This window comes from Pseudomonas sp. ADAK2 TE3594, from assembly GCF_053628675.1.
In genome coordinates, this window is sequence record NZ_JBRJGV010000001.1 from 4,155,071 (window position 1) to 4,178,134 (window position 23,064).

22 protein-coding genes and 2 pseudogenes are annotated in these 23,064 nt (G+C 60.3%); 7 read left to right on the forward strand and 17 right to left on the reverse strand.

The window, feature by feature from the left end; genetic code table 11:
• Positions 1-2: 2 nt before the first annotated feature.
• Positions 3-1,280, reverse strand: a complete 1,278-nt coding sequence (locus AB7M22_RS18360) for a type II toxin-antitoxin system HipA family toxin (RefSeq protein WP_454187350.1) — start codon at positions 1,278-1,280, stop codon at positions 3-5.
• Positions 1,277-1,573 (reverse strand): helix-turn-helix domain-containing protein, encoded by a 297-nt coding sequence (locus AB7M22_RS18365; RefSeq protein WP_008015150.1) that lies wholly within the window; start codon positions 1,571-1,573, stop codon positions 1,277-1,279. Before AB7M22_RS18365 ends, AB7M22_RS18360 begins: the two co-directional genes overlap by 4 nt.
• 186 nt (positions 1,574-1,759) lie before the next feature.
• Here AB7M22_RS18365 and AB7M22_RS18370 point away from each other — a divergent pair.
• Positions 1,760-1,858: pseudogene (locus AB7M22_RS18370) on the forward strand (transcription elongation factor GreB); the annotation flags it as partial.
• 33 nt (positions 1,859-1,891) lie between these two features.
• Here the strand turns inward: AB7M22_RS18370 and AB7M22_RS18375 are convergent.
• From AB7M22_RS18375 to AB7M22_RS18385, 3 genes are all read right to left on the reverse strand, one after another.
• Entirely contained in the window at positions 1,892-2,200 is a 309-nt protein-coding gene (locus AB7M22_RS18375; protein WP_454187351.1) for a class I SAM-dependent methyltransferase, read from the reverse strand.
• 260 nt (positions 2,201-2,460) lie between these two features.
• The gene (locus AB7M22_RS18380) at positions 2,461-2,895 is read right to left on the reverse strand and encodes a DoxX family protein (RefSeq protein WP_123723181.1); all 435 of its coding nucleotides are present in this window, start codon (positions 2,893-2,895) and stop codon (positions 2,461-2,463) included.
• 103 nt (positions 2,896-2,998) lie between these two features.
• A complete protein-coding gene (locus tag AB7M22_RS18385) occupies positions 2,999-4,420 on the reverse strand; it encodes a transglycosylase SLT domain-containing protein (protein WP_454188834.1) in 1,422 nt (473 codons plus the stop codon).
• Between the two features lie 236 nt (positions 4,421-4,656).
• On the opposite strand from AB7M22_RS18385, the gene AB7M22_RS18390 reads away from it, so the two are divergent.
• Together AB7M22_RS18390 and AB7M22_RS18395 are read left to right on the forward strand one after the other, a co-directional pair.
• Positions 4,657-5,466 carry a TatD family hydrolase gene (locus tag AB7M22_RS18390; RefSeq protein ID WP_454187352.1) on the forward strand — a complete coding sequence of 270 codons (810 nt, stop codon included), beginning with the start codon at positions 4,657-4,659 and terminating at the stop codon, positions 5,464-5,466.
• A 207-nt stretch (positions 5,467-5,673) separates the two neighbouring features.
• Positions 5,674-7,155, forward strand: coding sequence for a methyl-accepting chemotaxis protein (locus AB7M22_RS18395; protein WP_454187353.1), 1,482 nt, complete (start codon positions 5,674-5,676; stop codon positions 7,153-7,155).
• Here the strand turns inward: AB7M22_RS18395 and AB7M22_RS18400 are convergent.
• Positions 7,145-7,357: a hypothetical protein gene (locus AB7M22_RS18400; protein ID WP_454187354.1), complete on the reverse strand. Its 213-nt coding sequence runs from the start codon at positions 7,355-7,357 to the stop codon at positions 7,145-7,147. The genes AB7M22_RS18395 and AB7M22_RS18400 overlap by 11 nt on opposite strands.
• Between AB7M22_RS18400 and AB7M22_RS18405 the strand changes: the two genes are divergently transcribed.
• Positions 7,343-7,711 carry an Mpo1-like protein gene (locus tag AB7M22_RS18405; RefSeq protein WP_008071687.1) on the forward strand — a complete coding sequence of 123 codons (369 nt, stop codon included), beginning with the start codon at positions 7,343-7,345 and terminating at the stop codon, positions 7,709-7,711. The genes AB7M22_RS18400 and AB7M22_RS18405 overlap by 15 nt on opposite strands.
• Here the strand turns inward: AB7M22_RS18405 and AB7M22_RS18410 are convergent, their stop codons facing one another.
• The 3 genes from AB7M22_RS18410 to AB7M22_RS18420 all read right to left on the reverse strand — a co-directional run bounded on the left by AB7M22_RS18410 (position 7,712) and on the right by AB7M22_RS18420 (position 9,829).
• Positions 7,712-8,509, reverse strand: a complete 798-nt coding sequence (locus AB7M22_RS18410; protein ID WP_454187355.1) for an acyl-CoA thioesterase — start codon at positions 8,507-8,509, stop codon at positions 7,712-7,714. It abuts the gene before it with no gap.
• A 229-nt stretch (positions 8,510-8,738) separates the two neighbouring features.
• On the reverse strand, positions 8,739-9,506 hold the full coding sequence (locus AB7M22_RS18415; RefSeq protein ID WP_454187356.1) for a CHAD domain-containing protein: 768 nt from the start codon (positions 9,504-9,506) through the stop codon (positions 8,739-8,741).
• Positions 9,507-9,550: 44 nt separating this feature from the next.
• Positions 9,551-9,829, reverse strand: coding sequence for a hypothetical protein (locus tag AB7M22_RS18420; RefSeq protein ID WP_008006022.1), 279 nt, complete (start codon positions 9,827-9,829; stop codon positions 9,551-9,553).
• Between the two features lie 220 nt (positions 9,830-10,049).
• Here AB7M22_RS18420 and AB7M22_RS18425 point away from each other — a divergent pair, with 220 nt between their 5' ends.
• Positions 10,050-11,090 carry a patatin-like phospholipase family protein gene (locus tag AB7M22_RS18425; protein ID WP_454187357.1) on the forward strand — a complete coding sequence of 347 codons (1,041 nt, stop codon included), beginning with the start codon at positions 10,050-10,052 and terminating at the stop codon, positions 11,088-11,090.
• Between the two features lie 139 nt (positions 11,091-11,229).
• Here AB7M22_RS18425 and AB7M22_RS18430 read toward each other — a convergent pair whose 3' ends face one another.
• The 6 genes from AB7M22_RS18430 to kdpF form a co-directional block, all read right to left on the reverse strand.
• Positions 11,230-11,928, reverse strand: a complete 699-nt coding sequence (locus AB7M22_RS18430) for a response regulator (protein ID WP_008006017.1) — start codon at positions 11,926-11,928, stop codon at positions 11,230-11,232.
• A 48-nt stretch (positions 11,929-11,976) separates the two neighbouring features.
• Positions 11,977-14,628, reverse strand: coding sequence for a DUF4118 domain-containing protein (locus tag AB7M22_RS18435; RefSeq protein ID WP_454187358.1), 2,652 nt, complete (start codon positions 14,626-14,628; stop codon positions 11,977-11,979).
• Positions 14,629-14,786: 158 nt separating this feature from the next.
• Positions 14,787-15,332, reverse strand: a complete 546-nt coding sequence (gene kdpC / locus AB7M22_RS18440) for a potassium-transporting ATPase subunit KdpC (protein WP_454187359.1) — start codon at positions 15,330-15,332, stop codon at positions 14,787-14,789.
• A gap of 154 nt (positions 15,333-15,486) precedes the next feature.
• A complete protein-coding gene (kdpB, locus tag AB7M22_RS18445) occupies positions 15,487-17,544 on the reverse strand; it encodes a potassium-transporting ATPase subunit KdpB (RefSeq protein WP_454187360.1) in 2,058 nt (685 codons plus the stop codon).
• Between the two features lie 10 nt (positions 17,545-17,554).
• On the reverse strand, positions 17,555-19,249 hold the full coding sequence (gene kdpA / locus AB7M22_RS18450; protein ID WP_454187361.1) for a potassium-transporting ATPase subunit KdpA: 1,695 nt from the start codon (positions 19,247-19,249) through the stop codon (positions 17,555-17,557).
• A gap of 8 nt (positions 19,250-19,257) precedes the next feature.
• The gene (kdpF, locus tag AB7M22_RS18455) at positions 19,258-19,347 is read right to left on the reverse strand and encodes a K(+)-transporting ATPase subunit F (RefSeq protein ID WP_007899818.1); all 90 of its coding nucleotides are present in this window, start codon (positions 19,345-19,347) and stop codon (positions 19,258-19,260) included.
• A gap of 404 nt (positions 19,348-19,751) precedes the next feature.
• On the opposite strand from kdpF, the gene eat reads away from it, so the two are divergent.
• Both eat and AB7M22_RS18465 read left to right on the forward strand, forming a co-directional pair.
• On the forward strand, positions 19,752-21,116 hold the full coding sequence (gene eat, locus AB7M22_RS18460; RefSeq protein ID WP_008006002.1) for an ethanolamine permease: 1,365 nt from the start codon (positions 19,752-19,754) through the stop codon (positions 21,114-21,116).
• Between the two features lie 143 nt (positions 21,117-21,259).
• Entirely contained in the window at positions 21,260-21,427 is a 168-nt protein-coding gene (locus AB7M22_RS18465; protein ID WP_008006000.1) for a DUF2897 family protein, read from the forward strand.
• Between the two features lie 105 nt (positions 21,428-21,532).
• Here AB7M22_RS18465 and AB7M22_RS18470 read toward each other — a convergent pair whose 3' ends face one another.
• Positions 21,533-22,384, reverse strand: a complete 852-nt coding sequence (locus AB7M22_RS18470; protein WP_454187362.1) for an urea carboxylase-associated family protein — start codon at positions 22,382-22,384, stop codon at positions 21,533-21,535.
• Between the two features lie 15 nt (positions 22,385-22,399).
• Positions 22,400-23,054: pseudogene (locus AB7M22_RS18475) on the reverse strand (GntR family transcriptional regulator).
• Positions 23,055-23,064 lie beyond the last annotated feature (10 nt).

Here is a 23,064-nt window from a genome sequence, read left to right on the forward strand (position 1 = left end):
GCTCAAGCGAAGCGCACCCTTGAATCACTGAGAACCCGGTGAATTGCACCCCCCGCAGACTTGGGGATTTTCAGTGCTCTGAGCACACGATCCCAGTCATCAAGCGCCGCGAGGGTTTGGTCGATGTATTCATCAGGCTTGAGGTATTTGTAATCCTTGCACAAGTCTCTGATGACCTTTCGTGTCGGTTTACCATGACCTGAAAATGCAGTGGAGTGCTCGCCCATCCCATCGGAGAAAGTAAGGTCGTACGCTGGAGACAGCCTCCAGCCCCCCTGCCCACTTTTGTCCTGAGGTTCGTGATACAGAAACGCAAAGTTTTTGGTGTGATCGTCGTAGTTGTGGAACACCGCATTGAAGATCATGAGCCTTGCCATTTTCTCAACCTCGGCAGCGCTTTTCGTCAGCGCGCTTGTCAGCTTGAGTATCTGGCTGTAATCCATCGTTGGCGCCCGGAAGTCCGCGTAGACCAACGCGCAGAGGGTAATCATGTGAATCTTGCGGTCGCCATCACGATCGAAACGTTTGGCTGCGAAGAATCGCTCAAATCCGCCCTGAGGCATCTGCACCCCTAGCAGTTCCGTATGCGCCATACTCACCCCAGCCTTTCTGGCCATCACCGCATACGCTTGCTCGATCCCGCCAGTCTCCAAAGGCTCACTCAGAGCCCTGAACTTCACAAGCCAGTGAGCGTATCCAGGTGGAAGTTGGCCAAAAGCTGAAGTCGCAGTTTCAAGATCGTGTGACAGTGCGGCGATTGCTTTGGGACGAGCACCACCAGGGGAACCACCCGCCAAGCGTAACCCCTTGAGCACTCTTGGGGTGTCTCCTTGTTGTACCTCGACAGATGCCTCGAACAGGCGAGCAAGATTCACTGACTCGGCGGCAACCTTTTCTGCTTTGGGATGGTACTCAAAGATCCCCATAGCCCGATCACCAATATAGGCCAGCCGATCCAGCGGACTGAGCGTTAGCGAGGTGCCTGCTCCGAAGGTCGCGTCGAAGAATCTATCCATCAGCAGAAGCCCCCAACCGTCCGGCAAGGAATCTGCAAATGGGCCATGCAAGCCCTTGAACACACGACTTTCACGAGCGAGCTGTGGCTTGTCGTCGAATGTCATTGTCAGGGGAGAAAGGTCGAACCCCTTGGCCAGCCATTCTTTGTCGTACACAAAGTAGATACCTTTCCCCTCGATACGGCTCAATTCACCAACCATTACGCCATTGGCAGTGACGGTGAGCGATTCAGTGGGCTTGAACCTGGGGGTAGGCGAACTCATTTGGTGCCTCGTTTACGCTTGAGATTTTTTAGCTCGTCGATTGAGCCTGGATGCGAGGGTTTGAAAAGACTCATCACCGGCGTTAGCTCATCGAGCGCCGTGGCCAGGAGAATCATGGACTCAAGAGTGATCGAGCCTGAGTGTTCGAACCGCTTGATGGAGGACTCAGACACTCCGGATTGCTCAGCCAAGGTTCTGCGAGAAAGGTTCTTGGACAAGCGCAACGATTCGGCATTCTTCCCCAGCTCGCGTGCGATTTCCGCTGGGCTGTACAAAAAATGCATAAGCGACATAGATTTCTCCGAACACACTATTGGTCATAACTGACCCAGTATGACCAATAATATCGAACAAAGGATCTATTCTGACCAGTTGCATCAATAGCAAGATATGTAATTTATTGTATTAATGGTCATATTTGACCAATTAATACAACATAATAACTATAAAAGGTCAGATACGACCAATAGAGTTAAAATGCGCGCGGCCTGATCGGCAAGGCACTGGACGCCGAAGTGCGGGTCCAGACACCGACCGGTGAACAATGCGTGTATATCGTGGCGATCGACTATTTTTGAGCCGCGGCGCTCTGAGCCGCAGCGCCATGAACCTCAGCGACGAGTAATCAGCCCTTGGCGAGCCACACGAGTCAGCTGCCTGATCACTTCCGGCGCATCCTCGACGCTGGGCGCCAGAATCACCGCCAGATCGAAGCTATCGTTGGCAAACCGTGCCAGTGACTCGCCGTCGTCGACAAACTGAATCAGGAACGCAGCAGGCCCACCGGTACGACGTGGCCAGCCATCGAGGTAACGCAGAAGCGTCGGCTGATGTTTACCGCCAAGCAGGATTTTTGGATTGCGCTGGGTGAGGTGTGCCGTGATCGGCGCGGGGCGTATAACGGGGCTTAATGCATTCATTGTGTCGTGTCTCTGCCTCAAAAGTCTGCATGGCAGGTGAGAGGCAACACCGAACCAGCGCTTTAGCGGTATTTCGAAGCCTGTTTCAAGCTTCTATCGGCAACTGAAGGAGTCACCTGGCGCCCCGCAAGTAGCTGTTTAAATCGGCGCATGGGCAGCATCCTAGAGAAGCTGACCGGACAGTGTCAAGAATCACCCATAACAAAAAAGGCCTGCACAGTGCGTCGCACAATGCAGGCCTTTTTGTTGAACCAGAGCGGTCAGTCGGTGATGGCACGGTCGACCGAGAGTTTGCCTGCACCTTCGATCAGTACTGCGAGGCTGCCGCCGAGCAAAGCCAGGGCAAATTCATAACCGTTATTAGCCATGAACAGACCGTTGCTGATGTGCACCGTGAAGATCGCCACCAGCGAGAGGAAGGTCAGGCCCAGCGCTGCCGGGCGTACCAGCAGACCGATGATCAATGCCAGGCCGCCGAAGAACTCGGTACCACCCGCCAGGATCGCCATCAGGTGACCCGGTGCCAGCCCGATGCTTTCCATGTACTGCGCGGTGCCGGCAATGCCGTAGCCGCCGAATGCGCCGAAGAGTTTCTGTGAGCCATGGGCCGCAAAAATAATGCCGACGAAAATACGCAGAATCGTCAGACCGTAGCCCGCGCGAGTGAACAGTACCTTGTTGATCAGTGTGCTCATGCTGTGTCATCCATTGTGAGTGTGTGTTGGTTGGCCGCTATATTAATCAGTAAAACTCATGTTAAAAGCGCAAAAAACGCACCATAACAATCAGCTTAGTCGATCATTTCCGTGAGGCCACTTTTTGCCCCTGAGGCTCCAACGACTCCCGCTCCCGATCGAACGCCAGGTAATACTTGTTCACGCTATTAACATAGCTGACAGCCCCCATTCCCACCTGCTCCATGGCAATGCGCTCGACCTGGAAGAACCACTGATTAGGATTCAAGCCGCGTCGCCGGGCTTCGGCACGCATGCCTTGAACCCGCTCCGGCCCCATGTTGTAGGCCGCCAGCACGAACGCCATGCGCTCGCGCTCATTGAGTTTGGGGCTGGCAAAAAACTTGCGGCGGATCATCGCCAGGTACTTGGCGCCGGCCTGCACATTGGCGTCGAGGTTTTGAATATTACTCACGCCAACCCGTAGGGCGGCGGACGGGGTGATTTGCATCAGGCCGGTGGGGCCGCTACCGCTTCTGGCGTTGGGTTGCAGCGCCGACTCTTTGAAGGCCAGCGCTGCCAGGTTCAGCCAGTCCATGCCTTGGGCTTCGGCATGTTTTTGCAACACCGGGCGAAGTTTTTCCAGGCGCTGCCGATCGGCCTTGGCCAAGGGATAGTGCACTTGATACAGGCGCCTGTAGATCCGCAGGAACGCTGCATCCTGATCCGACGGCGTCTTGTAGGTAGTCAGGAAGCGATCGATGCTCGAACGCAGCATCGAGGCGTCGCGGCGCACGAACCAGTATTCCTCACCCGGCTCGCTGATAAGGACCTGACGATCGAAGCGCAATTTGGGCAGGATCTTGCCCCAGCGTTCGGCAATCGGTTGCTCGACAATCGTCAGATGAAAGATCCCGCCCTGGACCATTTCCAGCACGTCCTCGACCGCCAGGCTTGGATCGACCCACTCGATCTTCACCGGAGGCAGTTTGTGCAGCGCGAGCTTCTGATTGATCTGACTGACCGCATCCCCGGCGGCACTGCCGGTGGGCAGTGCCAGGGTTTTGCCCGAGAGTTGTTCGAGACGGGTGTAACGTCGCTCGCCTTTGATCCCCACCAGCAGTAACGGCACATTGCTGGCGATCGGTTGACTGGTGCTGACCGCGAGGCCCGATTGCGGGTCGAGCAATTCCCCCGGCGCGACCAGATCACCCTCCCCGCGCTGCAACGCACCGAGCAGTTGATCCTTGGCTTTGGGAATGATCTTGAGGGTGATTTCCTGGCCGTCACGGGCATGGCCATTGAGGTATTGTTCGAAAGCGCGCAGGCGGTGGTATTCGACGCCGATGGCCTGGCCCTGGACTTCACCGGAGCTGTTGCGGCTCTGGTTGACCAACACCCGCAGCACGCGACTGCTGCGAATCTCCGCCAAGTCGCGGACCTGGGCCGCCGGCACGGCTTGCAACGGCCCGGCCAGACGCGCAACCACCGGCATCGGCAGCAGCAACGAACAACACAGCAGTAACAGAACCGAGGGACGAGTCATCCACTCTCCGGAAAGAATACTGGTCGACTTCATGGGTGATTTCATGACGTCGAGCGACAGAAACAGAGCGCCTGAAGCGCTGGCAAAGTGCGCGAGAGTGGCACAGTGATAGCAATTCTACCAACCCGACTTGTCTCGCGGCCTCAACAGACAGCTTTAACTCGTTGTAGTTCTTGGCTTTTCTTATAAATCTACAGCTCTGATATGCTTTCCGGCCTTTGGTCCGAGGTAGCACCATGCAACTCATCGATATCGGCGTCAACCTGACCAACCCCAGTTTCGCCGACAAACACCAGGCTGTACTTGACCGTGCCTATGCTGCCGGAATCTGCCAACTGGTGCTCACCGGGACCAGCGTCGAGGGCAGCGAACAGGCTCTGGAGCTGTGCCAGCAACTGGACGAAAGCGCTCAGCGGCTGTTCGCTACGGCCGGTATTCACCCGCACTCGGCCAGCGACTGGAACGCCGACAGCGCCCAGCGCCTGCGCAGTTTGCTCAAGGAGCCGAACGTGGTGGCCGTGGGTGAATGCGGCCTCGATTTCAATCGTGATTTCTCGCCCCGCCCGCAACAGGAAAAGGTCCTCGAAAAACATCTGGAGATGGCGGTCGAACTGCAGCTGCCGGTGTTCCTGCACGAGCGCGATGCCAGCCAACGACTGCTGGAGATCCTGCGCGATTACCGCGACCAGTTGCCGGCTGCCGTGGTGCACTGCTTCACCGGTGAAAAAAAGGCGCTGTTCAGCTACCTCGATCTGGATCTGCACATCGGCATCACTGGCTGGATCTGCGATGAACGCCGGGGCACGAACCTGCACCCGTTGGTCAAAGAGATAAAACGCGGGCGCTTGATGCTAGAGAGCGATGCGCCGTATCTGCTGCCGCGCAGTCTGCGCCCCAAGCCGAAGAATGGTCGCAACGAGCCGGCGTATCTGACCGAAGTGTTGCGTGAGGTGGCGTTGCATCGTGGGGAGACAGTGGATGATTTGGCTGCTCACAGCACGGCCTGTGCGCGAGCATTCTTCAGTCTGCCCTCAATCACTCAATAAACACACTTCCCCTGTGGGAGCGGGCTTGCCCGCGATGACGGAATATCAGGCGACATCTCTGGCGCCAGATACACCGCTATCGCGGGCAAGCCCGCTCCCACAGGTTAGCGGTGTTGCCCATTGATCCATATCAAGAGTCGGCCTCCTGAGTAGCGGCACACTAATGGCACCTTGCCAAAACTGTTTCCGCTATCAGAGAAGACCTCCATGGGTGCCTGGCTTAGCAACATCTCGCTGAAATACAAATTCTGGGCGGTCAACGCCGTCGCCTTCGTCACCACCCTGTTACTGGTGCTGTACGCCGTGCAGCTTGAACAACAAGCCCGCAGCCACGCCGCCCTGGCTTCGGTTCAGGCCCAGGCGCAATTGCTCAATGCCTGGCCTGCCGGGCAGCCGCTGCCCAAGGCCGATAACCTGTTGACCTTCAATCGCGGGCAGGCGCCGTTACTGAATGGGCAACCGGTGCTGGAGCTGACCGATACCAACGGTTGGGTCGAGATTAACGCTATGCCGCTGTTCGGTGAAAACCCGTTGATGGGCGCCGAGGTATTCACTCGCCCTGACGGTCAACAGATCGCGGTGATTGCCTATGGCCCGAGCCTGAGCCAAGTGTTCGGCGAACGCTTCACCCACTACGCAGTAGCCGTATTCATCCTGATGCTGGCAATGCTCGGCGCGTCGCAACTGTTGATCCGCTTCCTGCTCAGCCAGCTCAACACCTTGAAAGACGTGATGCTCCACGTCGAGAAAACCGGCGACCTGTCGGCCCGTGTGCCACTGGCTTGCAAGGATGAAGTCGGGCAGATGGCCAACGCCTTCAACGCCATGCAGGCCGGTTACCAACGGGTGGTCAACACCGTCGCCAGCACCGCCCGGCAACTGGATGTCGGTGCCGCGCGGCTGGCTTCGAGCATGAACGAGGTGCGTCACGGCATGCTCGGTCAACAAAGCGAAACCGATCAGGCCGCTACGGCGATCAACGAGATGACTGCCACGGTTCATCACATCGCCCAACACGCCGGCGCCACCCGCGACCTCTCGCAAACCGCCGACACCCTGGCGGGCAGCGGCCAGGCAGTGGTCACTCGGGTGCAGCAATCGATTGGCGGCTTGTCCACCGGCGTGCAGCAAACGGCCGAGATGATTCAGCGTCTGGCCGAGGACAGCCAGAAGATCAATGGCGTGGTCAGCGTGATCCACAGCATCGCCGAACAGACCAACCTGCTGGCCCTAAACGCAGCCATCGAAGCGGCCCGGGCCGGTGAAATGGGCCGCGGATTTGCGGTGGTCGCCGATGAGGTGCGTAACCTGGCCAAGCGAGTCCAGGCGTCCACCGACGAGATCACCACCATGGTTTCAGCGCTGCAGGCCGGCACTCGGGATGCTGTGGACTTCATGCAGGAAAGCTCGTACAAGGCGGACGACTGCATGCAACAGGCTCAGGAAGCCAGTGTGGCGCTGGTCGAAATCACGAGTGCGGTGGCGCAGATGCGTGAAAGCAATACGCAGATCGCGGTCGCAGCCGAGCAGCAGAGCCATGTGGCGCAGGAGATGAATCGGGCGGTGGTGAGCATTCGCGACGTGACCGAAAACACCGTGCAGCAGACCGTGAATTCGGCGATTACCAGCAATGAGTTGGCGATGTTGGCCGGGGAGTTGAGCAAGGCCATTGGGCAGCTCAAGCTTTAGAGATCGCTAAAAGATCGCAGCCTGCGGCAGCTCCTACGCCGATCGCGGTCCCCCGTAGGAGCTGCCGCAGGCTGCGATCTTTTTTGCCCATCACACCTATCATGTCGATAGCCAGCCTCGATTCGCCGACGGCTTTCGCCAAGCCTATTCTTTGTTCAAGAGCCTCATCGAACCAAGGATAAGCATCATGGGCAAACGTCATCCCAACCTTCCCGCCTGGCAATGGCGAGCGTACCCGCATAATCACCAGCACCCGACCAATCTGGTGTTGCACCTGATTGCCGTGCCGCTGTTCATCGTGGCGTTTTTACTGATGGTCTCGGGGGTGTTCAGCCTGGATCTGGCGAGCATCGCGATCGGCGTTATCGGCCTGATCGCCGCCTTGGGTCTGCAGCGCCAGGGTCACCGTCTGGAGGCGCAAGCCTCCGAGCCGTTCAGTGATCGCAAAGATGCGGTATCACGCTTGTTGGTCGAGCAGTTCCTGACCTTCCCACGGTTTTTCTTCAGTGGCGGTTGGTGGCGCGCCTGGCGTGAACGCCACCGTCGTCGTCACTGATCAGGCGAAAATCGTGACTGTCTGCCGGCTCATGGCGATCAACTGACCGTCTTCGCTCCACAGTTTTGCGGCGGCGTGCCCGTAGCCGTCAGCGGCATACTCGATTTCAACCAGGTACTTGCACCAGTCCAGCGTGCTCAATGCGAGCAACGGCTGGACGAATTCGATGGTCCAGGTCAGCGTGCTGCCTGCCGCCGGTTTCTTCAGATACGACAACAAGGACGGCGGCCAAGCGTCCACCAGCGCCAGAGTATGCGCTTCGCTGACCGTCTCGTCCTTCACCTCCCCACGCAAGCGCACCCAACCACCCATCTCGCGGGATGTGTTGCCGGTAAACGGCAGGCCACCGACACTCCAGCGCATTGCCATATGACGCATGAATTCCGGCGTCACCCCTTTGATATAGGGCATTTCCTGACAGTCGTCCCAGTGCTTCATCTCGGGCGCCGCGTTGGCCGTGACCGCCACTTCGGAAGGTCGCGAGGCGCCGAAGCTGCCCTGGACCAACGTCACCACCTGGCCCTTCTGCATCGCCCGGCCCAACACCTGGCTGACGGCTTTGCCTTCGCGCAGCACATCGACTTCAAAGCTGACCGGCACATCGGGCTCGACCGGTCCGACAAAGGTGATTGCCAACGAACGCACCGGACGATCCGCCGGGACTTTTGCGCGCATGGCTTCGTATTGCAAGGCGGCTATCAGCCCACCAAAACTCGCCCGCCCCTGGCCCCATTCGGCCGGAATAGACAGCTCCTGCGGCTGGCTGCGAACAGTGTCGAGCAGATCGGAAAAGCGCATGGGAACCTCAGAGACAGGAAAATGGATGGAACGATCTTAACCAGCCCGCAAAGCCGACACAGCGCTTATTCCGGCCAAAATCACTGACAGATGAGCCGTGCCTGCATTGAACACACAACTAATGTGGGAGCGAGCCTGCTCGCGATGAGGCCATGACATTCAACATTGATGCTGGCTGTCATGCCGCCATCGCAAGCAGGCTCGCTCCCACATTTGATCTTTGGGGTTTTCAGGATTTGAAGCAGGCGACGCTGAATTTTTCGAGGACGCGGTCGGCGCGCTCTTCGGCCTTGGCCAAGGTGGTTTTCCAGACCGCGACACACGGCTGCAAATCGGGCTCTTCCTTGGCGCGCTCCAGCCACTGCCAGCTATCGTGCCAATCACCCAAGGCAGCCTGCGCCGATTTCAGTCTGGGCAGGGCCGCTTCCGGCAAGCGATCCAGTTCGGGGTAGGCTTCGATGCCATAGCGCACGCGCTTGATCAGCAGGCGCAGGCGATGGCGGTCATGGGCGGGGTCATGCAGGGCCTGGTCGAGTTTCTTCCATTGTTTGCCCAGGCGTTTTTCGATGCGCTTGCGCAAGCCCTTGAGCAAGCCCTGACGCTGGGAAGCCCGCAGGAAGCGCGGAAAAGCGTCGAGGATCATCAGCATCTGCGCCACTTCCGGGCTCGCCGCCACGAGGGGATAAGCCTCGGCCATCCGCACCATGCGCCGGTGCGCGGCCTCGGGATGATCGTGCTGGAGCAGGTACGCCGCCAGCACTTCGCGATCGCGCAACGGCGTGGTCAGGTCACCGACCCGGGACGCCGCCGCTTCCAGTTGCTCGACCCCGGGCAAACCGCGCAAGGGCCGCAGCAGGCTGCGCAAACGTCGCACGGTGGTGCGTAGATCGTGCAACGCTTCGGAGTCGGTGCGGGCACTCAAGCGTGCCTGACAGGCGAGCAAGCGAACGTCCAGGCTCAGAACATGAGCCACCAACCGATCAACCAAGGCAGACATCGCTTGCTCCCTGAATCGAGTTCCCCCATTGGCTATAGCATGCTTCAACGGCCGGCGCGAGACTCGCGAATGTAGAAGCGCGCCTTCTCGGCTTTCCTGGTGCAACCCTCATAGGCTTCGAATTGCTGCTGGGTCTTGGCACCGGTCAGCAACGACAGCGCCTTGGAGTAGCTGACGGTCCCGGCAAAGCCCTCGACCTTGGCCAGGTCCAGTTCATGCCAGGCGGCGTCGAGCTGGCTTCCGCAGCTGTCACGGTAAGCGGTTTTACCGGCACAACCGGCGAGTGCCAGGGCAATCAACGGCACACAGATCCAGACTTTCATCACTCACACCTCAAAGATAGGTAAACATGCATGCACGTAAGACGGTCTGGCGCGTGAAAAGTGCCTTGGGCCCGCAGTGGAAACTATGGCGCCCGCGAGAATACCCATTAGCCTTCCCGGAGTGTCAAAAAACGACGCACTGGCCTCGCCGAACGACCATAGCGATTGAAGCGTGCCCCTCGATAGGTGCATTGTTGAACCTTGTCAGAGAGGTCGATTCATGAAAAAGCGTGTCGCACTGGTGTTGGGCTCGGGTGGCGCCCGGGGCTACGCTCATATTGGCGTCATTGAAGAGATCGAACGGCGCGGCTACGACATCGCCTGCATCGCCGGTTGCTCCATGGGCGCGGTGGTCGGCGGGATTTATGCTGCCGGCAAACTCAACGATTATCGCGACTGGATCGAGAGCCTAGATTACCTCGACGTGTTGCGTCTGGTGGACGTCAGCTTTCGCCTGGGCGCGATTCGCGGGGAAAAGGTCTTCGGGCAGATCCGCAAGATCGTCGGCGAGATCAACATTGAGGACCTGCGCATTCCCTACACGGCGGTGGCCACAGACCTGACCAACCAGCAGGAAATCTGGTTCCAGGAGGGTTGTTTGCACCAAGCCATGCGCGCCTCGGCGGCAATCCCCAGCCTGTTCACGCCGGTGATGCAGGGCAATCGAATGCTGGTGGACGGCGGTATCCTCAACCCGTTGCCGATCGTGCCGGTGGTGTCGAGCCATTGCGACCTGATCATCGCGGTCAACCTCAACTCCACCAACCAGCGTCACTATCAACTGCCAGTGATCCAGCGCCCGGCCGCGTTCAGGACCCGCTTCGACAGCCTGATCAACTCGTTGGGTTCTAAATTGCCCTTCCGCCGCAAACAGGCCGAACAATTGCTGCTGTTGGAAAAGGAAGCGTTGATGGCAGAAGCGGCCGAGATTAATCCGTGGATCGAATCCGCCGCGCCCGAAGGCCAGCAACCGGCGGCGGCCCCGGAAAGCAACGGCGCACCGAAATCCGCCACCGGGTCGTTCATCATCGACAACGTCGGGCCGGCGTCCTTGCTGGACCTGATCAACCAGAGTTTCGAGGTGATGCAGACCTCATTGGCGCAGTACAAGATTGCCGGGTATCCGCCGGATATCTTGATCAACGTGCCCAAGCGAGTGTGTCGGTTTTTCGAGTTCTACAAAGCGCCGGAGTTGATCGCGCTGGGGCGCGAGATTGCGCGCGATACGCTGGATCGGTATGAGAATGAGCGGGATTCCTGAAGCTCTCGGTGAATGTGAGGGCCTCTTCGCGGGCAAGCCTCGCTCCTACAGGGTTTGAGTCGATCATACGTTTTGTGAGCGACATCAAACCGTAGGAGCGAGGCTTGCCCGCGAAGGCGTCAGATCAATCAATACAGAACTAAAGGCTGCCCTCACTCAACAACCGATACCCAACCCCCGCTTCGGTAACGATGAACCGTGGCTGAGTCGGATCATCCGCCAGTTTCTGCCGCAGGTGCCCGACCACGATCCGCAGATAGTGACTGTCTTCGGTGTGAGTCGGGCCCCAGATGTCCTTGAGCAATTGCTGCTGGGTGATGACCCGCCCCGGATGCCGCGCCAGTTGCGCCAATACCGCATACTCCTTGCGCGTCAGCGCCACTTCGGCGCCGTCCAATAGCACCCGGCGATAAGCCAGGTCCACGGTGAGCGGACCAAAACTGAGCGCCGCTTCCTGGGCCTCACCCGTCGGCGCCTGACGCAGCAACGCGCGCACTCGGGCCAGAAACTCCTGGATGCCGAACGGCTTGGTCACGTAGTCGTTGGCGCCGCCATCCAGGGCTTGTACTTTCTGCCCTTCGCTCGCGCGCACCGAGAGCACCAGTACCGGCACCGTCGACCACTCGCGAAACTCGCGCAGCACCTGCTGGCCGTCCATGTCCGGCAGGCCGAGGTCAAGCACCAGCAGGTCGGGTTTGTTCAATGCGGCCTGGGCCAGGCCTTCCGTGCCGGTGCCGGCCTCGAGCACTTTATAGCCTTGGGAGGCGAGACTGATGCGCAGGAATTTGCGGATCTGCGGTTCGTCGTCAATGACCAAAATGGTCGCGGTCTGGCTCATGAATTCACATCAACACAAAGAAGTGGCAAGAGAGTAGCGCAGGCGAGATCAGGCTTCACTGTCCAATCCCGGTTGAGTCTGCAACGGCAGGTGCAGCGTGATGCAGGTACCGCGCCCTTCGATGCCGTCGGCGACGCTGATCCGCCCGCCATGGGCACCGACCATGCCCTGACAGATCGCCAGCCCCAACCCGGTGCCCTGCCCGCCGCGATCGCCGCGAGCGGCGGTGTAGAACATGTCGAAAACCTTCGCCCGTTCCTCCTCCGGAATCCCCGGTCCCTCATCGCTCACCGAAAAAAACAGCTCGCTGTCATTGGCCCCTGCACGCAATTCAAGACGCCCGTGGGGTGGTGAGAAACGCGCGGCGTTTTCCAGCACGTTGACCAGAGCTTGTTCGATCAGCGCGGCATGCACATAGAGCAGCGGCAACTCGGCCGGTACTTCGGTAATCACCTGCAACGATGCCAGCACCGCGCGCAGACGATTGAGCGAACTGCCGACGATGTCTGCCGGCGACACCCAGTCCCGCGCTAGCTTCAGGGCGCCGTGACCGAGGCGAGTCATGTCCAGCAGGTTTTGAATATAGCGATCCAGCCGTTCGGCTTCATCGCGGGTGCCTTCGAGCAGTTCGCGGCGGTCCTCCAGGGGAATCGCCTCGCCAAGCGCCAGCAGGCTGTCGATGCTGCCGCGCATGGAGGTCAGCGGCGTGCGTAAATCGTGGGACACCGAGGCCAGCAGCGCGCTGCGCAGTTGCTCGGTTTCACCATGCAAGCGTGCCGCCTCAAGGTCATCGGCCAGTTGCGCGCGCGCCAATGCTTGGGCCAGCGGTTGGCTCAGCGCGGTCAACAAGCGTCGACGCTGGCCGCTCAGAGTCTGACCTTCTTTGGCACACACGCCGAGCAGCGCCAGCGGCCCATCGTCCACCGACAACGGCCACCACCACCAGCGCCCGAACGGCAAGGTGCCGGTGCCTGCGCCGGCCGGTTGGTCGTGTTGCCAGGCCCAATCGGCGGCAGCGCGCTCGGCTTCGGAGAACTCCAGCGGCCCGCCGGTTTCAACTTTCCAGCCGCTCTGGCCATCGCGATTGAGCAGGCACAGTTTCAGGTCGGTCCAGCCATTGAGGTGCTGCGCCGCAGCGCTGACCACGGCCTGCCGGTCGGTGGCGGCGGTGAGTTTGCGCGACAGGTCGAGCAGTTCGCTGGTTTCTTCCTGGGTGTCGCGCAAGGCCTGCAATTGCCGCCGTTGCCGAGCCGCAAGGTTGCCGGTCAAGGCCGCCATCAACAGGAAGAACAACAAGGTCAGCACGTCTTCTTCGCGCTGGATGCGGAAGGAGAAATTCGGCGGAATGAACAGAAAGTCATAGGTCAGGAATGACAGCGCCGCGCAGGCCAGCGCCGGGCCAAGGCTGCTGCGCACTGCCACCAGCAACACCGCGGCGAGGAACACCAGCGAAATGTTGGGCAGCGGCAAGACGCTCGACACCGCCCAGGCCAGGGCACTGGCGAGCACCGTCGCCACCAGCGCCAACGCGTAGTCGAACCAGACCAGAGATTGCGCCGAGCGTTGGCGCGGTTGATGCTGTTCGTGGTCACTGTCGAGCACGTTGATTTCCAGCCCGCGAGCATCGCGCAGTAAACGAGACGCCAGCCCGCCACCGAACAACCGTCGACGCAAACGCTGGCGCGACTGGCCCACCAACACCAGGCTGGCGCGTCGTTCAGCGGCATGCTGGATCAGCGTTTTCGCCACCTCGCCCGCGCGCAGCAACACCACTTCGCCACCGAGGCGTTCGGCCAGTTGTTGAGCGCTTTGCAGGCGCAGCCGCGATTGCTCGTCGCGCACACGGCCGTTGTCCACATGCACCAGGCTCCACGGCAGATGCCGCCGCTGGGCGACGCGACTGGCATGACGTACCAGGCGTTCGGCCTGAGCATCGCCATCGACGCCCACCAGCAAGCGACCACGCACAGCCGGCGCGGCCTGCCCCAACTGGCGGTAACCCTGCGCCAGATCGTTATCCACCTGAGCGGCTGCGGTTTGCATCGCCAGTTCGCGCAGGGCGGTGAGGTTGGTCTGGGTGAAGAACGCATCGATGGCCGCCCGCGCCTGCTCAGGCACGTAAACTTTGCCGTCGCGCAGACGCTCCAGCAACTCGCGCGGCGGCAGGTCGATCAGCAGCAGTTCGTAGGCTTCTTGCAACACCCAGTCAGGCAGGGTTTCGCGCACCTGAACGCCGGTGATGCCGCGCACCTGATCGTTGAGACTTTCCAGATGCTGGACGTTGACCGTGGTGAACACGTCGATGCCGGCAGAGAGCAATTCCTGGATGTCTTGCCAGCGCTTGGTGTGACGACTGCCAGGGGCATTGCTGTGGGCCAGTTCGTCCACCAGCACCAGTTTCGGTTTGGCTTTGATCAGACCGTCGAGGTCCATTTCTTCAAGCATCACGCCACGGTATTCCGAGCGCACCAACGGCTGCTGCGGCAAGCCAGCCAGTAGCGCTTCGGTTTCGGCGCGACCGTGGGTTTCGACCACCCCGGCCATGACTTTCACACCTTGGCGCAACTGAGTGTGGGCGGCTTGCAGCATGGCGTAAGTCTTGCCGACCCCCGGGGCTGCGCCCAGGAATACCTTGAGCCGGCCACGGCCATCGCGGGGCAGGTCTGCTAACAGCGCGTCGGCGCGGCCGGAGTCACTCATGCTTGAAGTTCTCTCTCATTCTGATGTTGATGCAGTGACTGTCAGGGCCTCTTCGCGGGCAAGCCCGCTCCCACAGGGATCGATGGTGGCCACAAATTCTGTATCCACCATCGCCTCCTGTGGGAGCGGGCTTGCCCGCGATTGGCGGCGCCACCGATTTACAGTTTTTCCAGTGCCATGTTCAGCGCCAGCACATTCACCACTGGCGGCCCCACCAGGGGCTGCTCGATGTGCGCGTCCAGCAGTTGCTCAAGCGTAGACACCGGCAGATTGCGCGCCGCCGCGACACGCGCCAGTTGATAGGCAATCGCCGCCGGTGGCAAGTGCGGATCGAGGCCGCTACCAGAGGTGGTCAACATGGCCAGCGGCACTGGCCCCTGACCGGCTACCTGCAGTTTATTGGCTTCGTCGATAACGCGAGTGGCCAGCGCCGGATTGCTTGGCGAGAGGTTGCTGGCGCTGCTCGACACAGTGGCAAAGGCACCTGCCGATGGTCGCGGGTGGAACCAGGTGTCGCCGACGAAATCCTGGGCAATCAATGACGAGCCACGGACCTTGCCGTCGGCGTCACGCACCAGGCTGCCGTTGGCCTGGGCCGGGAAGGCGACTTGGGCGACGCCGGTGACCACCAAGGGATAGACGACGCCGGTGATCAGGGTCATCAGCATCAGCAGGCTCAGGGCTGGACGTATCAGTGTGGACATTTCAAAATCCTCGAATTCAGAGAACAAATACAGCGTTCAGTCAGGTGAACCGTGGCGCATTCATCGCGAGCAGGCTCGCTCCCACAGAGGAATGTAGTGCCTTTGTGGGAGCGAGCCTGCTCGCGATGGCGGCGCAGCTGGCGCTCCGCGCAAGTCAAACCAAATGCAACGCCGTCAACAGCATGTCGATCGCCTTGATGCCCACGAACGGCACCAGAATCCCGCCCAATCCATAGATCAACAGATTGCGTCGCAACAACGCCGCGGCACTCACCGCCTGTACCCGCACACCCCGCAACGCCAATGGAATCAGCACCACAATGATCAGGGCGTTGAACACAATCGCCGACAGAATCGCGCTCTGCGGACTGCTCAGGTGCATGACGTTGAGCACACCCAGTTGCGGGTAGATCGAGGCGAACAGCGCCGGCAGGATCGCGAAGTACTTGGCCACGTCGTTGGCGATGGAAAAGGTCGTCAGCGCACCGCGGGTCACCAGTAATTCCTTGCCGATCTGCACCACGTCCAGCAGCTTGGTCGGGTCGCTGTCGAGGTCGACCATGTTCGCCGCCTCCCGCGCCGCTTGCGTACCGTCGTTCATCGCCATACCGACGTCCGCCTGGGCCAGGGCCGGGGCGTCGTTGGCGCCGTCGCCGCACATGGCGACCAGGCGACCGTCGTTCTGCTCGTGACGAATGCGCGCCAGTTTTTTCTCCGGCGTGGCTTCGGCCAGCACGTCATCCACGCCTGCTTCGGCAGCAATCGCAGCAGCGGTCAGCGGGTTGTCGCCAGTGACCATGACCGTGCGAATCCCCAATTTTCGCAGTTCGGCGAAACGCTCGCGGATGCCGGGCTTGACCACATCCTTGAGGTGGATGACACCGAGCAATTTGCCGTCGGCGCAGACCAGCAGAGGCGTGCCGCCACTCTGAGCGATCTTGTCGATTTCCCGGGACAGAGGCGCGGCCAGATCGGCGCGTTTCAGGCCGACGAAGGTCAGCAGCGAATCCACCGCGCCTTTGCGATAGACCCGGCCTTGATAGTCGACACCGGACAGGCGGGTTTCGGCACTGAACGGCACAGCGGTCAGCACCTCGGCGGACGGCTCGGGTTGTGGGTGAAGACCGCGCAGGTACTCGACGATGGATTTGCCTTCAGCCGTGTCATCGGCCAAGGAGGCAAACAACGCGCCCTCGGCCAGTTCCCTGGCAGTGACACCCGGCGCGGCATAGACCGCGGAGCAGCGACGGTTGCCGAAGGTGATGGTGCCGGTCTTGTCCAGCAGCAAGACGTGAACGTCCCCCGCCGCTTCCACGGCGCGACCGGACTTGGCGATCACATTCAGACGCACCAGACGGTCCATCCCGGCAATCCCGATCGCCGACAACAAACCGCCGATAGTGGTCGGAATCAGCGTGACCAATAACGCCACCAGGAACACCAGCGGCAGGCTGCCATTGGCGAAATGGGCGAATGGTTGCAGAGTCACCACCACCAGCAGAAAGATCAGGGTCAGGCCGATCAGCAGAATATCCAGCGCCACTTCGTTCGGGGTTTTCTGGCGTTTGGCGCCTTCGACCAGCGCGATCATGCGGTCGAGGGTCGACTCGCCGGGGTTGGCGGTGATGCGCACCAGCAGCCAGTCGGACACCAGGCGAGTGTTGCCGGTGACGGCCGAGCGGTCGCCGCCGGATTCGCGAATCACCGGCGCGGATTCACCGGTAATTGCCGCTTCGTTGACCGCCGCGATGCCTTCGATCACCTCGCCGTCACCGGGAATCATCTCTCCCGCTTCGACGCGCACCACATCATCTTTGCGCAGGCTAGTGGCGGGCACCACTTGAAAACTGCCATTGGCAGTTTTGCGACGGGCACTCAAGCCTTCGCTGCCAGCCTTGAGGCTGTCGGCGCGGGCCTTGCCGCGACCTTCGGCCAGCGCTTCGGCGAAGTTGGCGAACAACACGGTGAACCACAACCACAGTGCGATTTGCGCGGCGACGAAGGTCGGCACGGCACTGTCGGGAATGAAGCACAGCACAGTGGTCAGAATCGCAGTCAGCTCCACCACCAGCATCACCGGCGCACGTTGCAATTGCCGAGGGTCGAGCTTGACGAACGCTTGCACCAGCGCCGGGCGCCAGAGCGCGGCGATCGCGGTTTTCGGTTGTTCCGGCGCCTTGACGACGGCGGCTTTAGTTGCGGGCATATTCATCATTGACTCCTTAGAAGCCCAAGCTCAGATGTTCGGCAATTGGACCCAGCGCCAGCGTCGGCAAGAAGGTCAAACCACCCACCAGCAAAATGGTCACGGTCAGCAAGGTCACGAACAGCGGGCCGTGAGTCGGGAAGCTGTTCTGGCCGATCGGCGCGGTTTTCTTCATCGCCAAGCTGCCGGCCAGGGCCAGTACCGGGAGGATGTAGCCGAAGCGCCCGATCAACATGCCCAGTCCCAGCATCAGGTTGTGGAACGCGGTGTTGGCACCGAAACCGCCGAACGCCGAGCCGTTGTTGGCACTGGCCGAGGTGTAGGCATAGAGCAACTGACTGAAACCGTGAGCACCAGGGTTACTGACCGCCGCGACCGGGCCAGGCAGGCTGGCGGCAATCGCGCCGAGCACCAGCACGCCGACCGGCATCACCAGCAACGTCACCACCAGCAGCTGAACTTCCCGGGCTTGCAGTTTCTTGCCGAGGTATTCCGGGGTGCGGCCAATCATCAGGCCGGCGAGGAATACCGCAATCAGCACGTTGAGCAACATGCCGTAGAGCCCGGCTCCGACGCCGCCGAAGATCACTTCGCCGACCATCATGTTGACCATCGCGACCATGCCGCTCAGCGGGTTGAGGCTGTCGTGCATGCCATTGACCGAACCGTTCGACGCCGCCGTGGTGGTCACCGACCACAGCACGGTGGCGGTGGTACCGAAGCGCGCTTCCTTGCCTTCCAGCGGCGCGGTCTGTTCGACGGCGACGTTGTTCAGGGTCGGGTTAGGCTGGTACTCAGCCCACAGCGAAGTCGCGCCGCCGATCAAAAACAGCGCCAGCATGCAGGCGATGATCGCGCGGCTCTGACGCAGGTCTTTCACGTAATGGCCGAAGGTGAACACCAACGCCACCGGGATCAGAATGATCGAAGCGACTTCGAACAGGTTGCTCCACGCCGTCGGGTTCTCGAACGGATGCGCCGAGTTGACACCGAAGAAGCCACCGCCGTTGGTGCCCAGTTGCTTGATCGCAATCTGGCTGGCGGCCGGGCCGAGCGGGATCACCTGATCGACGCCCTGCATCGTCACGGCATTTACGTACTGAGCGAAGGTTTGCGGCACGCCCTGCCACACCAGATACAGCGCCAGCAGCAGACACAGCGGCAGTAGGCCGTAAAGGGTGGCGCGAGTCATGTCGACCCAGAAGTTGCCGAGGGTTTTGGTGGATTTGCGGCCGATGCCGCGACAGAGTGCAACCAACACGGCGAGGCCAGTGGCAGCACTGACGAAGTTCTGCACGGTGAGGCCGACCATTTGGCTCAGGTAGCTCAGGGACGCTTCGCCGCTGTAGGCCTGCCAGTTGGTGTTGGTCATGAAGCTGACGGCGGTGTTGAACGCCAGCGTCCACTCCTGACCCGGCAGGTTTTGCGGGTTCAATGGCAAATGGTCCTGGAACAGCAGGATCGCAAACAGCAGCAAAAAACCCGCGAGGTTAAAAGCGAGCAAGGCCAGGGTGTATTTCTGCCAGCTCTGCTCGGCCTGCGGATCGACGCCGGCCACCCGATAGCAACCACGCTCCACCGGCCCGAGGATCGGTGAAAGCCAGGTGCGCTGCCCTTCCATCACCTTGTAGTAGAAGCGCCCCAGAAACGGTGCCGGAATCAGCACCACGGCGAAGAAGGCGAGGATCAGCCAATAGTCATAACTGTGCATAGCCGCTCCTAGTTCCGGTCCGCGCGCAACAGCGCAACCAACAGATAAATGAACAGCCCCACTGCCAATAGCAGTGACACCCCGTCCAGAACGCTCATGGAAGTTCTCCGTATTACGGCGTATTGCCGTGTGTGGAGTGATTGTCGGTAGGGAGGCTGTAAAGGCGCGAGATCGAGGGGTGGGGCGGGGCATAAAGAATGCGTAAAGAGTGGGTTTATGCCGTTGTTGCAGCGGTGTCCGGGCGGGCCTCATCGCGGGCAAGCCCGCTCCCACAGGGGACGGTGGTGTATCGCTAAACGCATATCCTTGTGGGAGCGGGCTTGCCCGCGATGACGGCAGAACAGGCACCGACGCCCCCAACTGGCGCACAAAAAACCCGCATTCAGCCGCGAACATCCCCGATACGACAGCTTTCAGCGCTTTACGACGCCCACCTGAAAAATGGCACGCCCACTGCACACGCCCTCCCCCGAGCTTTTCCAAACCGTTCAGGGAGCAACGCATGAACACACAACTCAAACCCACGCTGGGCACGCTCCACCTGTGGGGTATCGCGGTCGGGCTGGTGATTTCCGGTGAGTACTTCGGCTGGAGTTACGGCTGGGGCGTTGCCGGGACACTGGGCTTTTTGGTGACCTCTTTCATGGTCGCCACCATGTACACCTGCTTCATCTTCAGTTTCACCGAACTGACCACCGCCATTCCCCATGCCGGCGGTCCCTTTGCCTACAGCCGCCGCGCCTTTGGTGAAAAAGGCGGATTGATTGCCGGGTTGGCGACCCTGATCGAATTCGTCTTCGCCCCACCAGCGATTGCCCTGGCGATCGGTGCCTACCTGAACGTGCAGTTTCCAGCCCTCGACCCGAAACACGCGGCGGTCGGTGCCTACATCGTGTTCATGGGCCTGAACATCCTCGGCGTGAAACTGGCCGCGACCTTCGAACTGGTGGTCTGCGTGCTGGCGGTCGCCGAATTGCTGGTGTTCATGGGCGTGGTCGCTCCGGCATTCAGCTTCAGTAACTTCGCCCTCAACGGCTGGGCCGGTTCTGATGTGTTCGGTGCGCCAGCGATTGCCGGGATGTTCGCGGCCATTCCGTTTGCCATCTGGTTCTTCCTGGCCATCGAAGGTGCAGCCATGGCCGCCGAAGAAGCCAAGGACCCGAAACGTACGATTCCCAAAGCCTACATCAGCGGCATCCTGACCCTGGTGCTGCTGGCCATGGGCGTGATGTTCTTTGCTGGCGGCGTCGGCGACTGGCGCACCCTGTCGAACATCAACGATCCGCTGCCGCAAGCCATGAAAGCCGTGGTCGGCGAAAGCTCCGGCTGGTTGCACATGCTGGTGTGGATCGGTTTGTTCGGCCTGGTGGCGAGTTTTCACGGGATCATCCTCGGCTACTCGCGGCAGTTCTTCGCCCTCGCCCGGGCCGGTTACCTGCCGGCATCGCTGGCCAAATTGTCGCGTTTCCAGACCCCGCACCGGGCGATCATCGCCGGTGGCGTGATCGGCATCGCGGCGATCTACAGCGACGGCTTGATCAACCTCGGTGGCATGACGCTGACGGCGGCGATGATCACCATGGCGGTATTCGGCGCGATCGTGATGTACATCATGAGCATGCTCAGCCTGTTCAAACTGCGCAAAACCGAACCGAACCTGGAACGCACTTTCCGCGCGCCTTGCTACCCGCTGGTGCCGTTCATTGCGCTGGTGCTGGCAGTGGTTTGCCTGGTGGCGATGGCCTGGTTCAACACCTTGATCGGGTTGATCTTCCTCGGCTTCATGGCAGTGGGTTTCGTGTATTTCATGCTCACCGCGCAACTGCGTGCCGACGCGCCGGCCGATGCGATGTTGACCGGGCTCTGACTGTAGTTTCGAAGATATGGCGCAGATGAACGGGACATAACAGGCCTAGAATGGAACCACTGCGAAATTCCATCGCTCAAAAGTGGTATGCAGGATCGATCGGCGAACCCTCGCCCATCGGCCTGTCCTTAAGGAGAGCCGTTATGCCTTGGTATGCCTGGTTGATTCTGATCGTTGCCATCGGCTCGATCGTTGGCGGTTTGATGATGCTGCGCGACACCGCCAACAAGGTCGAATTGACCGAAGAGCAACGCAAGCGCGTCGCCGAACGCAACGCGGAAGCGGATGCCAAGGATGCGCAGGACCGCTAGATCAAAAGATCAAAAGATCAAAAGATCAAAAGATCAAAAGATCAAAAGATCGCAGCCTTCGGCAGCTCCTACGAGTCTGCGATCTTTTTGCTCTGCTTTTGGCGCTTACTTTTCCCAATCGGCCTTGGCGATGTGCAAGCCATGCAGCCCTTTGTAAGCCGCACGTTCCGGCTGGCTCCAGCCCTCGAGCAAAGAATCCTCCAACCGATAAATCTCCACCCCAAGCGGACGACACACACTCAACGGATCCTGCGCATCCGGCCCCCACATGGCCAAGGACAGATCGCCACCCGGACAGGTCGACAGTGCACACAGCAAATCAATCTCGGCAAAAAACTCCAGGTAATCGCCCTTCTGTGCCGGGCAGGCTTTCATGAAGTACATGTCGTCGTGGTTCAGGCCGGTGCACTGAAAAATGTTCAGCACATCATGCACGTCAAACTCGGTCAGGCCATGGGGTAACACTGCGCGAGTCAAATTCGAGTGGCAGTGATGATGGAAGTCCTCGCCGGTGAGCATTTTGTTCACATAGGGATCGCAGCGCGTCCCCAGCAAATCATGCAAACGCCCGCCATGTTCGTCGATGCCGTACCCGGCCAGGCTATCGTCGGTAATGGTCACCAGCGGTCTTAAGAAAGGCAGGTTCGACCAGAGCCGGTCATGGGTGCTGACATGCGCCCCTTGCAACTGCCGGGTCCGCGCGGCCCACAAGCGTTCGCGCGGGTCGTGGGCATTCCAGACATTGAAGTCCCCGACTTGCGGGCCGATCGGGGTCGTGACCCTGAACACATGCCCGGCTGGCACATTCCAGGCGCGGCCGGTGCGGATCGGCACTTCGAATTGTTCGATCAGCGTGCGCCCTTCTTTCTTGTCCCGAACTCTCTCGTAGAAAGCCGTGTCTACCTGCAAGGCCGAGCCTTTGCTGACTTGATAGGCCGCCGGATAGTCTTTGTACATGGCACAAATCCTCGATCAGTGATGGGAAGAAGGGGCAAGCATTTGCAACAGGAGGTGTTCGGAGTCGTCGAGATAAAGGCTCATGGCGTCCCCGGCCGCGCGCTTATCGCCGTCGGCCAACAAGTCATGAATCTGCCGGTCACGCGCTAGCCAGGGCGCCTGAAAACGTGATTCGTCGGGAGCGGTGCAAAACACCAGGCGCAGTTGCGCGACAACGTTAGTGAAGAACTCATCGAACAATGGACCTGCGCAGCAATCCGACAATGTGTTGATGAAATGCCAGGCTGTGGGTGCCGACGGCACGCCAGTCCTCACGCTCCCGGGCCAGCTCGGTGGCCTCCAGGGCTTCAAGCATCCGGTCGGACTGATAATCACGAAGCGGCTGACTGGCGCTGATGGCTTGCAGTTCCAGGGTGCGACGGACCTTGAACAGATCGCGCACATCATCAGCCCCCAACCTGCGCACCATCACGCCTTTGTTGCGGACATAACGGGTCAGCCCTTCCTGCCCCAGACGATGCAACGCCTCGCGAATTGTGTTTCGCGAGGCGTTGTAAGCCGACACCAGATCGTTTTCCACCAACGCCATGCCCGGCAGCAAACGACCGCCGATGATGTCAGCGCGTAACTCCAATGTGATGTGGTCGGCCAGGGACAGTCCGCTGCTCATACTCAACGCC

Excerpts from the sequence above, each read along its gene's own strand:
- AB7M22_RS18425 (WP_454187357.1), top strand. The coding sequence starts at position 10,050 with ATGAAAAAGCGTGTCGCACTGGTGTTGGGCTCGGGTGGCGCCCGGGGC.
- eat (WP_008006002.1), top strand. The coding sequence starts at position 19,752 with ATGAACACACAACTCAAACCCACGCTGGGCACGCTCCACCTGTGGGGT.
- kdpC (WP_454187359.1), bottom strand. The coding sequence starts at position 15,332 with ATGTCCACACTGATACGTCCAGCCCTGAGCCTGCTGATGCTGATGACC.
- AB7M22_RS18435 (WP_454187358.1), bottom strand. The coding sequence starts at position 14,628 with ATGAGTGACTCCGGCCGCGCCGACGCGCTGTTAGCAGACCTGCCCCGC.
- AB7M22_RS18470 (WP_454187362.1), bottom strand. The coding sequence starts at position 22,384 with ATGTACAAAGACTATCCGGCGGCCTATCAAGTCAGCAAAGGCTCGGCC.
- kdpB (WP_454187360.1), bottom strand. The coding sequence starts at position 17,544 with ATGAATATGCCCGCAACTAAAGCCGCCGTCGTCAAGGCGCCGGAACAA.
- AB7M22_RS18375 (WP_454187351.1), bottom strand. The coding sequence starts at position 2,200 with ATGAATGCATTAAGCCCCGTTATACGCCCCGCGCCGATCACGGCACAC.
- AB7M22_RS18410 (WP_454187355.1), bottom strand. The coding sequence starts at position 8,509 with ATGCGCTTTTCCGATCTGCTCGACACTGTTCGCAGCCAGCCGCAGGAG.
- AB7M22_RS18415 (WP_454187356.1), bottom strand. The coding sequence starts at position 9,506 with ATGTCTGCCTTGGTTGATCGGTTGGTGGCTCATGTTCTGAGCCTGGAC.
- AB7M22_RS18400 (WP_454187354.1), bottom strand. The coding sequence starts at position 7,357 with ATGACGTTTGCCCATGATGCTTATCCTTGGTTCGATGAGGCTCTTGAA.
- AB7M22_RS18365 (WP_008015150.1), bottom strand. The coding sequence starts at position 1,573 with ATGTCGCTTATGCATTTTTTGTACAGCCCAGCGGAAATCGCACGCGAG.
- AB7M22_RS18430 (WP_008006017.1), bottom strand. The coding sequence starts at position 11,928 with ATGAGCCAGACCGCGACCATTTTGGTCATTGACGACGAACCGCAGATC.
- AB7M22_RS18465 (WP_008006000.1), top strand. The coding sequence starts at position 21,260 with ATGCCTTGGTATGCCTGGTTGATTCTGATCGTTGCCATCGGCTCGATC.
- AB7M22_RS18360 (WP_454187350.1), bottom strand. The coding sequence starts at position 1,280 with ATGAGTTCGCCTACCCCCAGGTTCAAGCCCACTGAATCGCTCACCGTC.
- AB7M22_RS18390 (WP_454187352.1), top strand. The coding sequence starts at position 4,657 with ATGCAACTCATCGATATCGGCGTCAACCTGACCAACCCCAGTTTCGCC.
- AB7M22_RS18420 (WP_008006022.1), bottom strand. The coding sequence starts at position 9,829 with ATGAAAGTCTGGATCTGTGTGCCGTTGATTGCCCTGGCACTCGCCGGT.
- AB7M22_RS18385 (WP_454188834.1), bottom strand. The coding sequence starts at position 4,420 with ATGACTCGTCCCTCGGTTCTGTTACTGCTGTGTTGTTCGTTGCTGCTG.
- AB7M22_RS18405 (WP_008071687.1), top strand. The coding sequence starts at position 7,343 with ATGGGCAAACGTCATCCCAACCTTCCCGCCTGGCAATGGCGAGCGTAC.
- kdpA (WP_454187361.1), bottom strand. The coding sequence starts at position 19,249 with ATGCACAGTTATGACTATTGGCTGATCCTCGCCTTCTTCGCCGTGGTG.
- kdpF (WP_007899818.1), bottom strand. The coding sequence starts at position 19,347 with ATGAGCGTTCTGGACGGGGTGTCACTGCTATTGGCAGTGGGGCTGTTC.
- AB7M22_RS18380 (WP_123723181.1), bottom strand. The coding sequence starts at position 2,895 with ATGAGCACACTGATCAACAAGGTACTGTTCACTCGCGCGGGCTACGGT.
- AB7M22_RS18395 (WP_454187353.1), top strand. The coding sequence starts at position 5,674 with ATGGGTGCCTGGCTTAGCAACATCTCGCTGAAATACAAATTCTGGGCG.